Origin of the sequence: Shewanella xiamenensis (assembly GCF_024971755.1) — a bacterium.
Lineage (GTDB): Bacteria > Pseudomonadota > Gammaproteobacteria > Enterobacterales > Shewanellaceae > Shewanella > Shewanella xiamenensis.
The window spans coordinates 1,899,679-1,914,103 of record NZ_CP079718.1 but is presented as its reverse complement, the minus strand read 5'-3'; the positions used below and the strand labels follow the sequence as shown (position 1 = coordinate 1,914,103).

Annotated in this window: 8 protein-coding genes; 6 read left to right on the top strand and 2 right to left on the bottom strand. The window is 45.7% G+C overall.

Annotated features, from left to right (window positions below):
* The first annotated feature begins 43 nt into the window (after positions 1-43).
* From KXJ80_RS09595 to KXJ80_RS09580, 4 genes are all read left to right on the top strand, one after another.
* Complete coding sequence (locus tag KXJ80_RS09595; protein WP_037420550.1) at positions 44-688, top strand: TRAP transporter small permease; 645 nt, start codon at positions 44-46, stop codon at positions 686-688.
* Positions 688-2,085 carry a TRAP transporter large permease gene (locus KXJ80_RS09590; protein WP_037420547.1) on the top strand — a complete coding sequence of 466 codons (1,398 nt, stop codon included), beginning with the start codon at positions 688-690 and terminating at the stop codon, positions 2,083-2,085. Before KXJ80_RS09595 ends, KXJ80_RS09590 begins: the two co-directional genes overlap by 1 nt.
* Positions 2,086-2,184: 99 nt before the next feature.
* Positions 2,185-3,996 (top strand): sensor histidine kinase, encoded by a 1,812-nt coding sequence (locus tag KXJ80_RS09585; protein WP_218678862.1) that lies wholly within the window; start codon positions 2,185-2,187, stop codon positions 3,994-3,996.
* Positions 3,993-5,372: a sigma-54-dependent transcriptional regulator gene (locus KXJ80_RS09580; protein WP_037420542.1), complete on the top strand. Its 1,380-nt coding sequence runs from the start codon at positions 3,993-3,995 to the stop codon at positions 5,370-5,372. Before KXJ80_RS09585 ends, KXJ80_RS09580 begins: the two co-directional genes overlap by 4 nt.
* A gap of 125 nt (positions 5,373-5,497) precedes the next feature.
* On the opposite strand, the gene KXJ80_RS09575 is transcribed toward KXJ80_RS09580, so the two are convergent.
* The gene (locus tag KXJ80_RS09575; RefSeq protein ID WP_218678863.1) at positions 5,498-8,569 is read right to left on the bottom strand and encodes a transglycosylase domain-containing protein; all 3,072 of its coding nucleotides are present in this window, start codon (positions 8,567-8,569) and stop codon (positions 5,498-5,500) included.
* 283 nt (positions 8,570-8,852) lie between these two features.
* The gene (locus KXJ80_RS09570; protein ID WP_037420539.1) at positions 8,853-9,431 is read right to left on the bottom strand and encodes a thymidine kinase; all 579 of its coding nucleotides are present in this window, start codon (positions 9,429-9,431) and stop codon (positions 8,853-8,855) included.
* A gap of 538 nt (positions 9,432-9,969) precedes the next feature.
* Here KXJ80_RS09570 and KXJ80_RS09565 point away from each other — a divergent pair.
* Together KXJ80_RS09565 and KXJ80_RS09560 are read left to right on the top strand one after the other, a co-directional pair.
* The gene (locus KXJ80_RS09565) at positions 9,970-12,084 is read left to right on the top strand and encodes a multiheme c-type cytochrome (RefSeq protein WP_037428301.1); all 2,115 of its coding nucleotides are present in this window, start codon (positions 9,970-9,972) and stop codon (positions 12,082-12,084) included.
* Between the two features lie 171 nt (positions 12,085-12,255).
* On the top strand, positions 12,256-14,406 hold the full coding sequence (locus tag KXJ80_RS09560) for a M3 family metallopeptidase (RefSeq protein WP_218678864.1): 2,151 nt from the start codon (positions 12,256-12,258) through the stop codon (positions 14,404-14,406).
* Positions 14,407-14,425: the final 19 nt, after the last annotated feature.

Here is a 14,425-nt window from a genome sequence, read left to right as displayed (position 1 = left end):
TCATTTTGAGGTTAAGCGGTATTTAAGCGAGGGGAGTACAGCTGTGATATCGCGAATTTTTGGTTACTTTGAAGAAGGGGTGCTCAATCTCTTGATCACCTTAATGACACTCTTAGTGTTTACAGAGGTAGTGGCACGATTTTTCTTCAATACCGGTTTCTTATGGATCCAAGAACTCACCTTAACCCTGTGTGGTTGGTTTGTACTCTTTGGTATGTCCTATGGGGTGAAAGTCGGCGCTCACATCGGTGTTGATGCGTTTGTAAAAAATCTACCACCTAAAGCTAAAAAGCTCACATCTCTAGTGACAGCATTGATTTGCTTGGCTTATTGCGGACTATTTCTAAAAGGTAGCTGGCAATATCTGTCGCAGATGTACCAAATTGGCGTTCCGATGGAAGATATTCATTTCCCTAAGTTTTTGTTAAACAGCTTAGATCCTGACTTTGCTTGGAACACATTAAAAATTGATATTGAAGACGGCGCTGTGCCAATTTGGTTATCCCAAAGCATTCTATTGATTGGTTTTAGCATGTTGACTTGGCGTTTCTTAGAACTGTTTATCGCTATCCTGCGCAACCAAGTCTCTGGATTCCAATTTGCCGATGAAGCGAAAGAAAGCATGCATTTAATTGATGAAGCTGCTCAGCACGCACAACAAGAAACAGACAATAAGGAAGCGAAGTAATGGCCATTGCGACCCTCTTTACTGCCCTACTCGTCTGTATGTTTTTAGGTATGCCTATCGCAATTGCGTTAGGTTTCTCGAGCATGCTGACGATTTTATTCTTTTCCAACGATTCCCTCGCCTCTGTGGCATTAAAACTTTATGAGTCATCGTCAGAGCACTATACCCTGCTGGCGATCCCTTTCTTTATTCTGTCCTCGGCTTTCCTATCAACAGGTGGCGTGGCAAGGCGGATCATCGACTTTGCAATGGATAGTATCGGCCATATCCGTGGCGGTTTAGCTATGGCCTCTGTGATGGCCTGTATGTTATTTGCCGCGGTTTCAGGTTCTTCCCCAGCGACAGTAGCCGCGATTGGCTCAATTGTTATCGTTGGCATGGTAAAAGCAGGTTATCCCGAAAAATTTGCTTCAGGGGTAATTACCACCTCTGGCACTTTAGGGATTTTGATCCCACCTTCAATCGTGATGCTAGTATATGCAGCGGCGACAGAAGTCTCTGCGGCTAAAATGTTCATGGCGGGTTTAATCCCAGGCTTAATGATGGGTTTCCTACTGATGATAGTGATTTATATCGTCGCCCGTTTTAAGAATCTGCCATCACGTCCCTTCCCTGGCTTTAAGCAACTGGGAATTTCCAGTGCCAAAGCCTTAGGCGGTCTGGCGCTGATCTTTATCGTGTTAGGTTCAATCTACGGTGGTGTAGCCAGCCCAACTGAAGCCTCTGCCGTGGCCTGTATGTATGCTTACCTTATTGCGGTATTTGGATATCGTGATATTGGTCCATTGAAAAATGTTGCATGGCGTAACCCTAATGAAGCCATCCCAAGCGCGATCGCTCGTAACTTAGGTCATATGGTGCTGGGGCTGATAAAAACCCCAATCGACAAAGAAATTCGCCATGTGGTGCGTGATGGTGCCAAGGTCAGCATCATGCTGCTGTTTATTATTGCCAACGCCATGTTGTTTGCACACGTGCTCACCACTGAACGTATCCCGCATATTATTGCCGAGTATATTGTGGGGATGGGGCTACCCGCTTGGGGCTTCTTAATCATTGTTAACTTACTGCTGTTAGCGGCGGGTAACTTTATGGAGCCATCAGCGATCGTGTTAATTATGGCACCAATTCTATTTCCGATTGCCACTCAACTCGGTATTGATCCTATCCACTTAGGCATCATTATGGTGGTCAACATGGAGATTGGTATGCTAACGCCGCCTGTTGGGCTTAACCTTTTTGTGACTGCGGGGATCACTGGCCGCAGCATTGGTTGGGTGATCCAATCCGTACTGCCATGGTTAGCACTGATGTTGGCCTTCCTGGCGCTGATCACCTACGTGCCACAAATCTCGCTATTCTTGCCAGAATTACTGGATAAGCTTAATGGATATTAATCTTCAGGAATAAAGATTATTCCTTGATTCTAGATAGTTTTTAAGCGAGCCTACTCAGGCTCGCTTTGTTTTATTCAGTGTGGATCAGGATCGCCTGCTATGTTGCCCATGACGCCTAAAGCCAAAAAACGTCTATTCATGACCATAGTGCTACTTGCGGGTTTGTTTGCCATCTTAAAATTAACGTACTGGGTGCATTTTTATCAGGGAAAAATAGACATCCAACAACAATCTGAGAAACAACTCAAAGAGCTAGTCAGCTTCTTAGATGGCGCCCTGTCACGTTATGAAAGCATCCCTCATGTACTCTCAACCAATCCCATGCTCGCCAATGTGCTCAACGATCAACAAAATGCCAAGAAGGTGCAAGAGCTCAACCTGTATTTAGAGGAAATTCAGCATGTAACAGAGGCGTCTGATATTTATCTTATCGATGCCCTCGGCATTGCAGTCGCAGCCAGCAACTGGCAACAGCCATTTTCATTTATCGGCAAAGACTACTCCTTCAGACCCTATTACACCGATGCGATTTCGGGCAATTTAGGCCGCTACTATGCGGTGGGCACTAGCTCGGATAAACGCGGTTTTTACTTTTCTTATCCTATTTATCAGCAAGGCGGAAAAGGCATTCTGGGCGCCATTATTGTGAAAGTGGATATCGCCGATATTGAACAGCAAAGCACCAGTATTGCAATGGCTGGCCAATACCAATTTTTAATCAGCGATCCCGACGATATCGTGTTTATTTCAAGTGTGGATGAATGGCGCTTAACCTCACTCACACCACTGACTCAGGCCAAACAATATTCCTTAAATGCCTCAAAGCGTTACGCTGAACGCCCGATAGGTGAACTATTAATAAAACCGCAATATCAAGAAAATAGCCTCAGCAGCGGCCATATCTACCAAATCCGCCAAGGCAATAATCAAGCGCAATATATGGATACCCACCATTTGATGACTAAAGCGGGTTGGCGAGTACATATTCTTGCACCATTAAAACCGCTACATGACTCTTTACCCGCACTGATGCTGCTATCGGCATCTATCTACTTGCTGCTTGCCTTAGGTTTACTCTTTAGCAGTGAGCGACGCCGTAACTTGCAGCGTATGCAATTAGCACAAAGTTTGTTAGAGCAACGGGTCGAGGAGCGTACCCAAGATCTGCAGCAGGCAAATGATCGTCTAAAAGATACCCAAGATGAACTGATCCAAGCCGCTAAGCTGACCGTGATTGGTAGTTTATCCGCCAGTATCAATCATGAGCTTAATCAGCCCTTAGCGGCCCTTCGCAGCTACGCGCAAAATACTCAAACTTTCCTTACCCGCAATATGCAAGATAAGGCACTGGATAACCTGAAAATTATTATTGAGCTGACCGACCGCTTAGCCGATATTGTTGGGCAATTTAAAAGCTTTACCCGTAAGAGCAAAGGTGCGGATAGTGCCACCGATCTTAAGGGCTGTATAAAACAAGCTCTGACCATAGTGCAGCCCGAAATCGACAAACAAGGGGTTGAACTCGATGTATTGCTACCTGAAGGCCAATATCAGGTTTGGGGCGACAAAGTGCGCTTGCAGCAAGTGTTTGTCAATATTATCAGCAATGCGGTAGTCGCTATGCAGCAATCTCCAAAACGCACACTGAGTATTAGGGTAAACTGCCAAGATAAGTTCTGTATCAGTATTCAAGATTCTGGCCCTGGAGTACGCGAAAGCCAAATGGAGAAAATTTTTGAGCCTTATTTTACCACTAGCGAGCGTACAGGACTTGGCCTAGGTTTATCCATTTCCCAGCGCATTATTGAGTCTATGCAGGGGCAGATTAATGTTGCCAATGCCGAGGACGGCGGCGCAATTTTCCACATTATTTTACCGATTTATTTAGCTGAGGAACGCCAGTCATCATGAGTCTTCCCAATTCAATTCAAGACTATAGCGTACTGATCATCGACGATGAGCCCCATATTGGCACAGTCCTGGTACAACTGTTTGAGCTTGAAGGCATCAAAGCCTTTGCCACCACCGATCCTAAAGGCATTGCTAAACTCCTTGATAGAGACTGGACAGGTGTGGTGATTTCAGATGTGAATATGCCGCAACTCGATGGCATCAGCCTAATGCAGCAAATTCGCCAGCAGGATCCCGATTTACCCGTCGTACTGCTCACTGGCTTTGGCGATATCGCTATGGCAGTCAATGCGTTAAAGCAAGGTGCCTACGATTTTCTCGAAAAACCCTTTAACAACGAGCATATGTTAGATGTGGTGAAACGTGCCTTGGATAAACGCAGCCTCACCCTCGAAAACCGCAAGTTAAAGAAAGAGTTAGAAAGCCATAACGTGCCAGGGCCAAGAATATTAGGCCACAGCGTCGGCATTTTGCGTATGCGCCATATTATCGACCAAGTTATCGACACCCCCGCAGATGTGCTTATCGAAGGTGAAACTGGCACGGGTAAAGAATTGGTCGCCCGCTATCTGCATGACCACAGTAGTCGCAATCAGGCCAACTTTGTCGCTATTAACTGCGGCGCTATTCCTGAAAATTTAATTGAGAGCGAACTCTTTGGTGCCGAAGCCGGCGCGTTTACCGGCGTCGATAAGCTACGGATAGGTAAGTTTGAGTACGCTAATGGTGGCACACTCTTTTTAGATGAAATCGAAAGTACACCGCTGTCGTTACAAGTCAAACTGCTGCGGGTGCTCGAAGATCGCAAGGTCGAACGCCTAGGCTCCAATAAAAGCATCCATTTGGACATTCGGGTGATTGCCGCCACTAAAGTGGATTTAAAGTCCCTATGTGACACTGGGGAATTCCGCCAAGACTTGCTCTATCGCTTGAATCTGGTGACTGTGCCAATTCCACCACTCAGGGATCGCCGCGAAGATATCCCTTTATTGTTCTTACATTTTGCTCGTATGGCATCAGCGCGCTATCACAAGGCCTTGATTGCCCTCAATGCCGAGCAAAATGCCATCCTTACCTCCCACGATTGGCCGGGTAATGTGCGCGAACTTAGAAACCTCGCTGAGCGTTATGTGTTACTCGGTGGTGAAGCCGCCTTCGCTGGCAGCTTAGGTAATGCACCGAGTCTGCATACCAGTATGTCCTTACTGCAACGGGTTGAGTTTTTTGAGCGAGTCTTGATTGAAGAGGCCTTAAGTCATAACAAGGGCAGTATTAAGCAAACCATGGAACAACTCGAACTGCCCCGCAAAACCTTGTACGACAAGATGCGTAAGTACGATTTAGACCGCAAGCAATATATTAACGCCGACGAATAAGCCTGTCGGTGCCAATAAAAACCCCGCAAACCGGTTCACGGCTGCGGGGTTTACTTTATCTAAGGAACTGCAAACTCGCATTACAATGCTTATGTTTCAAAAACACATATTGCAAAAGTGAGTCATTACTCATCCCGCACGCACATGCCTTTTGATGATTTCACATAAGGCGCCAGAATAGGCATCATCCCTTTCATCACTTGTAATGGCAGCGCCGAGGTAAAACTAAAATCATCGGACTTACTGCCCGGCACAAAGGCAGTTAAGGTGCCGAAGTAGTTATCACCTAAGTAAAACACAAAAGTCGCAGTACGGTTCATCGCCGTGGTAGCGACTTTTCGGCCCTGCTGCATATGGGTCACAATACGATTATCGCCCGTACCCGTTTTACCGCCAATGGCCAGCATCTCGCCGTTATCATCGGTAAAGATACCCTTAAGACGTCGTGCAGTACCGTTTTGAACGACATTTGCCAACGCCGCCTTTAACGCCTGGGCGACTTCATGACGCATCACTCGTTCGCCTTGGGTATTTTGGTTTTCGAGCCGTACTTCATAGGGCGTACCTTCAGCAAAGTGCAATTGATTAATCCGCACCGTCGGTAAACGATAACCATCGTTTTGAATAATCCCCATTAATTCCGCTAAAGCAGCAGGTCTATCTCCCGAGCTACCGAGCGCCGAACCTAAAGAAGGCACCATAGATTCAAAGGGATAGCCTAAACGCGCCCAACGCTGATGAATATCAAGGAAAGCTTCGACCTCCAGCATTACTTGTACTCGCACATCCCTTGCGTTTTTATGTCGGGTTCTAAACAGCCAGCGATAGACTTCCTGACGCTCATCTTTACTGGCCTCTTTCACATCGTTGAGGTTAGCTTCAGGATGTTGATTCAAATAATCGAGTACCCATAGTTCAAGCGGATGCACCCGCGCGATATAACCTTGATCTGGGAGGTTATATTTTTCGGGGCCGTACTTGTTATACAGCTCTTTGATGCGCTTATCGGTGTAACTATTTTGTGGTAGCCGCTGCTGTAAAAAGGCCTTAAAGACGGTGATAGACTCATTAGGCTGCAAATAACGATAAGCCGCAGTGAGTTGTTGTTCCGCTTGGGTTTGACCATCGAAAAACAGTTCTAAACGCTCATTGGGTGCCACTTTCTTATATTTACGGTAGAACTTAGTCACGAAGGTATTGCCTTCACGATCAGCAAATACCCGCAGATATTCCTCTCGGCGCGGATCCTTATCATTGCGCAGCAAACGCGCCATATTGCCTTCGTTTTGCATACTGCTGCTGTAGTTGACAATGTCACGCATTAAGCGCACGAAGGGCAAGTTGATCGAGTCTTGCAGTGCTTGATACATGGTCGGAACCTTAAGATCTTCCGTTTTCTTAAAGTTATTAAATACATGCAAACCACCGCCGGTGAAGAACTGCTCATTAGGTGAGGCGGAATATTCCCGTTGCAGCGCAGCATCGAGCATACGATCAAGGCGCCTATCGGGATTGACAATCAAATAGTCAATCGCCCAGCGCGTGAGATGATCGCGAGGTTCAATCACAATCGACTCCAACTCAATGCCGTGCTTTTTCGAATACTTATCGTGAATTTCAGCAATGATCTCAAGGTAAGTCGCGAGCACCCTAAGCTTTGCCGTCGACCCAAGCTCCAACTTACTACCTTCGTTAATATCGAAAGGTTGGTCAGTACTGTCTGTTTGTACCCGTACACGATTGGCCGTGGCGGTTTTTTCATACAGCGTAAAACTGTAGAGTACGTTTTGCAGTTGGCTAGGTTCGAGTAAACGCTCACCTAAAAGTCCGACTTTTTCAGCCGTTGAAGTTTGCCCAAGGCTGCGTAAGTAGTTACTTACTTGCTGTTGTAACTCACTGTGTAGACTACTATTCACGGTTAAATCGAGTCGGTCCAAATCATATAAGCCGACATTCAACATACCCGCTGTACGAATACGGATAGTGTTAACGCCCTTGTCTGCGCCCGATTGGGTATTACGCTGAGGTTTAGCGACTTTAAACTGTAATTTTTGTCCTAGTGCGGCATCCCTGAGTTTACGGTCAATCAGATAATATTGGCCGAGTAAACGGATATGGCTATCAACTAGATTCTCCAAATCTTCATGTCCCTGTAATAGGTAATAGGAAGGACGACGCTGAGCAATCATCAGTGCTACCACCTGGCGAAACACTTGGCCACGTTTGGCTGTATTCGCTTTAATTTGAGGGGAAGACAACAGTTGGTTTGCTGTATCGAAATCAGTACCAAACCAAGCCCATAGGCCGTCACCTATGCCATGCACTTCACCGTGGTTAGGGGCTGAGGATAAAGGCACTGTGTTTAAGTAATCTTGGATGATACGTTTACGGGCAGGTTCAGTGATTTCTCCCTGTTGGTACACTCGCACTGTTGCTGAGGCTATTTGCAGCAATTTATCCTTGATACTTAAAGTTAATCCCTGAGAAGAATGGCGGAACTTTTCAATTTGCGTCGCCAGTGTACTGCCACCCGCGGTTGAGACATTCATCCCCACCATTTCAGCGATTTGGCTCATCCCCGCCACAATAAAACGTGGCCAATCAATCACCGGATTTAGTTTTGGCTCTGTGGTCCACAACTCGCGGTTTTCAATAAACAGCAAAGTATTGACGATTTCATTCGGGATTTTATCGTCATCCTGATACACACGTTTGGGATAAGTGAACTCGTAGAGATCGGTATTGCGACAGTCAAGCAAAGTCAAACCCGATTGTGCTTTCTCATGGTAAGGCGGGAAAAATCCTATCTGGGCGTATTCCTGCAACGCAGGAGAAAACTCAACCTGCTGTGTCACTTGGAAATTACGTTGCAATAAGCGATCAATATATTGTGGCAACTTACTGTAGCCATGACGCTCATCGAAGGGGCCATAACTTGGATAGATAATCGACTGAGTAGGCTCGTTTTTCAGCTCATAGGTCAGAGTTTTAGCGTATTGGTGAATATACTTAGACTGGTAATAAGAGGTTTTGACCTCCTGACCAATCAAAATCGCTAAACAAAAAACAAGAATAAATAATAGAAACCAAGCACGCCCTTTAGATCTAGGCTTACGCTCACGCTTTGCCTTAGGCTCGGGTTGTGGCGGACGAGGACGATAGTTTTCAAATTGCATTTCTTGCGTAGAATTAGGCAAAACGGCTCCAAAAAATCACTTAACACATCCTTTCTACGTGGGATTTTTCCCAACTTATGCTTAATACATCAACATGAAGTACAACGGCAAAACTCACACTTATGCTTATCTGAGTGTATCGCCGCGATACATTCTTATTACCTTGCTCGAACAAGATCTAACTGCTCTTGGATGATGGATTATATGTGTTATATCTCACCATATTTTAATGACTTGGCAGCAAGCCTCAAAGTGGTTAGCACAAAAATTCTTATATTTTGGTTAAGTGCTAACCGAGCTTAGATTAATCCCAAATAAACTCACGAAAATGTTTACGGCATACCGATTCGTAACTTTCATTACCGCCAATTGCGACCTGCTCACCTTCGCGCATGACTTTTCCTTCACCATCTAGCCGCACCACCATATTCGCTTTGCGACCACAGTGACAAATGGTTTTTAGCTCAATTAATTTATCTGCCCAAGCTAATAAATAATGGCTACCACTAAAAAGCTCACCTTGAAAGTCAGTCCTCAATCCATAGCACAATACAGGGATATCTATATTATCAACAATATATGTAAGTTGTTTGACTTGTTCTTTAGTTAAAAACTGGCATTCGTCTACCAACACACAACTCAGATGATTCACTTGATGGGCAGCGGTAATCATTTCAATCAAGTTGTCATCACGGCTAAAAACCTGCGCCTCAGTCTCAATACCAATCCGCGAAGCTACTTTGCCCTTACCGTATCGATCATCGATAGAAGCCGTCATCACTAACGTATTCATACCGCGCTCACGGTAGTTATAGGAAGATTGTAATAAAGAGGTAGATTTACCCGCATTCATTGCTGAATAGTAAAAGTACAATTGCGCCAAAATGAATCCCTTTTTCAAACTGATTGATCATATCTCTGTCACCAGAGTTTATGCCGCTTAGTTTAGCATTGCGCTTGACCCTAGCACACTAGGCCTTTCTCAGCTTTTATACTGAAATCTCAATCTAAATATCTAGAATGAATATTTTAGTGATTTCATGGTCAATCAACTTTGAAAATCATTGTTCGTATTTCTGTTCAACGCTCAACATATGGAAACAGATAAAACCATAAAAGCGCAATTGTTACAACAACCTTAATTCAACCTTAAATATTGTTTTAATTAAGAAAAATCACATTAACAAAAGTTTAGAAATGCGATCTACCTCCAAAGTTATAGTCCTAAATGCGGTTTGGTTCAAAAAACAAACATATCAATAACAGTAATATTTCATCCGAGACCAAAAGTACTCAATTTAAAAAATAAAAGTATTCGATGCTTGCAAATGAAATCAGCGGTTCAAAGCACTAATCTCCCCTGCAAACGTTAGTGCTGCAATCCGTGCCTTTAAATGCGTATTGGATTAATGGAGATTATGATGAGAATATTCACCTCTAAAAAACTGGCATACGTTGTCGCCTTAGCACTTACCGGTGCTCTCGTAGGTTGCGGCAGTGATGGTAAAGATGGTGTAGATGGCGCGCCAGGCACTCCGGGGACACCTGGCACACCGGGAACACCGGGTGAACCTTGGGTTCCACCACCAGTCACGAGTTCAACAGTCACCAATGTAAAAGTACTGAACTATAGCTTTGGTGAAGGCAATATCACCTATGAATTTAAGATCACTGACGAAAATGGCAACTTAATCAATGGACTGAAAAATGCTGAAGCCAAAGTTGCAGCATTAACCGATAAAGGCTTTATCAATAATAGAAATGAAGCCGACAAAACCGACGCAAGTGGCAATCCTGTCAAAGATAACGTCAATATCGGTGGCGCTGCGACTCAAGCAACTGAGGGCGCTTTGCTCACTTCATTAGGCGATGGTCACTATAGCTTTAAAGCCCCAATGAAAGGTGTTAACGCTGGTACCGAAGGTATTGTATGGCTCAGAGTCGGCGGTAATGCTGAAACTGGCATTGCTCGCTCAGCACCGCTGGTGGTGAACAAGCCAGAGGGAACTCATTCAACCACGACCGATAGTTGCTATTCCTGTCACGTAGACTATTCAACAAGCCCACGTCGTCACGCTAGTTATGTAGCAACCGGTATGGACAGCGAAGTCACCTTCGTTGAAGGCTGTTTAGTCTGTCACGGCTCAGTTAGCTTTGCAGCAAAAAATGCCGAAGGTTTCTCTATCGGCGGTTATGCAACCAACACACTGTCTAAGATTGGCCACATTAATCACCAGAAATTTACTAAAGATTTCAGCGTGATGAACTGTAGCTCCTGCCACGTTGAAGCACCGACCAATATTAGTGTTTCAGGCCCAGGCTGCATTGACTGCCACAATACTGGTGGTGTACCAGGCGCGATTGTGCCAAGTAATGGTGCCGATGTCCGTCCGATGCATGAAGGTAAAACAGGTATTACTGAGCGCCAAGCATTACGTGCTAAGTATAAACTTGAATTATCTACCCCTGTTAAAGTTGATGATATTTCAACAAAAACAGATCATTATGCGCCAACTGGTGCAGCTTCTGCCGTTACCGCACCAGGCTGGTGTACCACTCTGACAGTAAAAGATACTGACGGTAATATCTTTAGCATTAAAGATAACTTCAACTACTCAAATCCGCTGGTATTTGATGCTAAGAAACCGATTGTTTACGCAGGTGCTTATCTGCATTCCTACGAAAAAAATAGCTTAGTCGGTCGCCCAGGTAACCGTACTAACTATTACTATGGCTACAATGCTGATGGTACTAAAAATATCTGTCATCTGCTGACCGATATCAGCCCTGTAAACGCCAACTATGTCTACTCTGCACGTGTGACCTTCAGCACCGCAGGTTGGATGGAGTACGACGGTAACCAACGCTATCAAAGCAATGGCAGCCTCAGAGCCAATGGCTATGACGGCTCAATGGGGGTCTCGTTCACCGCATACTCTGATGTAGTCGATCCTGCGACTGCAACCAAAGTATCCGCCTTTGAACGTCGCACCGTAGTCAGTGATAACAGCTGTACTACTTGTCACAATGATGCCACCGCATTCCACAAAAATGGCGCATTTGACGAAGGCGGTAAGGCTTGCGTAGCTTGCCATGATAACGGTATGGCACGGACTTCGGCCACTCTGGGTGCTGGTTTTGGTCCAATGGTGCACAGCTGGCACTGGGGCAACGGTGCGAATGTCGGTGAGATGAAGGCCGATGGCACTCAAGCGAAAACCGCTAACGGTGCAGGTGCAATCAACCCAGTCACAAGCTGTGTTGCCTGTCACGAAACCGCGATTGATTTAAACAAAATACCAAACCAATACATCCTTGAACCTGGTAACAAAATGACCAGCCCTGTCACCGCTAACTGCTATGCTTGCCACACAGGCGATGCAGTCAAAGCTCACATGGCTAGCAATGGTGGCGAGATCAGCGTTCCTGCAGTAGGTGATTGGTTCAAACAACCAACAGGAGAAGCATGTGCTGTTTGCCATAACACAGGTAGCAGCTCAGGTATCGACAAATACCACAACTTCACCCGTAAATAGTTAATCGTCCCGCTATTTTCCCTGCAAGAAAATAGTTCAAAGCGCCCTGTAACCTTGGGGCGCTTTTTTTGTTTACTTTTACTTACAACTTCATCCCATAGGTTTTCAGTCCTATTTAAGTTAGTAACGCTAGAGTCACAAAAACTACAATTCTAAGGAAATCACTCAACTATGCGTAAAAGTTTTATTGCCATCGCCATTGGCGCCACACTGATGACCGGAGCACTCGCAGGCTGTAGCACTCAAGATACAAAAGCTGCAAATGTCACCGCAGTACAAACCCAAAACCCCTTATTCCAAGCCAGTACACTGCAATATCAAGCACCTGATTTCAGCGTTATTAAAGACGAGCATTTTCAGCCCGCTTTAGAACAAGGTATTAAAGAGCAGTATCAAGAAATTTTAGCGATTGCTAACAATCCTGCTGCGCCAACCTTTGATAACACAATTGTCGCCATGGAAAAAAGCGGCGCCCTGCTCAACCGTGCATCGAGCGTGTTTTACAACCTCGCAGGTTCGAACAGCAATCCAGCCCTGCGTAAAATCCAAGGTGAAATGGCACCCAAAATGGCTGCTCACTCGGATAACATCAACCTTAATCCTGCGCTATTCGCTCGTATTGAAGCCATTTATAACGACCGCAATAACTTAGGTTTAACGCCTGAAGCGGTACGTTTGGTTGAGGTGTATCACCAGCGCTTTATCATGGCTGGCGCTAAGCTGACCGATGAGCAGAAAGTAAAAATCCGCGCCCTAAATGAAGAACAATCAACGCTGACCAACGAGTTCTCTCAACGTTTACTACGCTTAACCAAAGAAATCGCTATTGTTGTCGATAACAAAGAACAACTGGCGGGCCTAAGTGACAGCGAAATCACCTCGGCAGCAAACGATGCCAAGGCAGCAGGCCATGAAGGTAAGTACTTAATCAATATCACCAACACTACTCGCCAGCCAATACTCGCCTCTTTAGAGAACCGTGAACTGCGCCAGCGCATTTGGGAAGCCTCGGCAAACCGTGGCTTAACGGGTGAAAACGAGACCGCATCTTTAGTGTCTCGCTTAGCCCAATTACGTGCCGAGCGCGCGGCTCTCTTAGGTTATGAGAACTGGGCTAGCTATCGCCTTGCACCGCAAATGGCAAAAACGCCAGAAGCGGTTTACAGCATGTTTGGCTCTATGGTGCCAGCCGTAGTCGCCAACACAGAGAAAGAAGCGGCCGATATCCAAGCGATGATCAACAAGACCGGTGGCAAGTTTGAACTCGCACCATGGGACTGGGAGTTTTACGCAGAGAAAGTCCGCCAAGAAAAATACGCTCTTGATGCCAATAGCATTCGTCCCTACTTCGAATTTAACCGCGTCCTCGAAGACGGCGTGTTCTATACGCTTAAAGAGTTGTATGGCGTGACGTTAAAACCACGTCCAGATTTGCCTGTATACCACCCAGATGTGAAAGCCTATGAAATGTTTGATGCCGATGGCTCAAGCATGGCGATTTTCTATGCTGATTACTTTGCCCGTGAAGGCAAACGCGGTGGCGCATGGATGAGCTCGTTTGTAGGGCAATCCTTCCTCGAAGGTACTAAGCCCGTCGTAGTTAACGTGATGAACATTAAAAAGGCGCCTGAAGGCCAACCTACCTTCGTCAGCTATAACGAAGTCACCACCATGTTCCATGAAATGGGCCACGGTACCCACGGTATGTTCTCCAAAGTGACTTACCCAAGTCTTTCTGGGACTTCGGTATCCCGTGACTTTGTGGAATTTCCATCGACTTTCGAAGAAGATTGGGCGGCTCACCCTAAAGTGTTAGCCAACTACGCCAAGCACTACGAAACAGGAAAGCCTATCCCTGATGAGTTACTGCAAAAACTGTTAAAATCCGGCAGCTTTAACCAAGGCTTCGATACGTTAGAGTATATGGCTGCGGCGCTAGTGGATATGGAATGGCACTCATTAAGCCCTGATGCCCCACTGCAAGATGTAGCGACCTTTGAGGCTAATGCGCTGAAAAAGCACGGCTTAAATATCACCGCTGTACCGCCACGTTATAAGTCAACTTACTTTGCCCACGCCTTCCCAGGTGGTTACTCAGCAAGTTACTACGCTTATATGTGGAGTGAGATTTTAGCGGCTGACGCCTTTGCCTATGTGCAAACCCAAGGCGGCCTAAACCGTGAGATCGGCATGAAATACCGTAAGACCATTCGCGAAGTGGGCAACAGTATTGCGCCAATGGAAGCTTACAAGAACTTCCGTGGCCAAGAGCCTACCACTGAAGGTTTACTCAACCGCCGTGGACTCAATCAGACTCAGTAATCTTAGATACTGAGTAGAT